The following is an 813-nucleotide window of genomic DNA, read 5'->3' as shown; positions in this document are numbered from 1 at the left end:
TGAGCCAAAGCCGGATGGATGTAATGTCGATGAAGCCCAGGAAGCTTTCCATGGTTTTGTCGTAGCGAGTTGCCACGCGGCGTGCGTTCTTTAGTTTGTTGAAGCAGCGCTCGACCAGGTTGCGCAGGCGGTAAAGCGAGCGGTCGACACCGATACGCTTCTTACGAGATTTTCGCATTGGGATAACGGGCAGGACGTTGCGCGCATTCAAGCTCGCCCTGATGCTATCGCCATCATAGCCACGATCCGCCAGCAACACGCTGGGACTGGGCAGGTTGTCGGCCATGACCAGATCGAAACCGAGATAGTCGGATGTCTGGCCCGGCGTGATCTCTGTCCTCATGGGCAGACCATGCGCGTTAACGAGGAGGTGGATCTTGGTCGTGAAGCCACCTCTTGAGCGCCCGAAACCCTGTCGCGGAGTCCCCCTTTTGCACCCGCTGCCTGATGATGGGCCCGGATCACGGTGCTATCGATCATTTGCAGGGCGTCTGGCACGGCCCCGCTTTGGTTCAGGGCGTCCATGATCTCCTCCCAGAGCCCCGCCAGCGTCCAGCGCCGGAACTGGCGGTAGACGCTCGACCACTTGCCAAACTCTTCCGGCAGATCGCGCCATGGCGCGCCGGTCCGGGCAATCCAGAATATCCCATCAAGAACAAGCCGGTGGTTGGTTGGTTTGCGTCCGTTCGGGGCACGGGCAGAAAGGATGAAACGCTCAAAGAACACCCATTCTTCGTCCGACATAAGGTCTCGTGCCAAGCTGGTCTCCATCGCAGATACCAACTTGAATCACGTTCAGCGCTGCCTGTGAAT

At 58.7% G+C, this 813-nt stretch carries 1 protein-coding gene; it reads right to left on the bottom strand.

Annotated features, from left to right (window positions below; all coding sequences use genetic code 11):
• Positions 1 to 771 (bottom strand): IS5 family transposase gene (locus tag VWY34_RS03405; RefSeq protein ID WP_416558526.1). Its coding sequence is split into 2 segments (ribosomal slippage), with 772 coding nucleotides annotated over them: positions 1 to 435 and positions 435 to 771; the frame shifts between segments, so codons are not numbered across the junction. This gene is flagged as partial in the annotation.
• Positions 772 to 813: the final 42 nt, after the last annotated feature.

Origin of the sequence: Phaeobacter sp. JH20_02 (assembly GCF_048056915.1) — a bacterium.
GTDB lineage: Bacteria > Pseudomonadota > Alphaproteobacteria > Rhodobacterales > Rhodobacteraceae > Phaeobacter > Phaeobacter bryozoorum.
The sequence above is the reverse complement of the archived record's forward strand: the minus strand, read 5'-3'. Positions and strand labels throughout refer to the sequence as shown.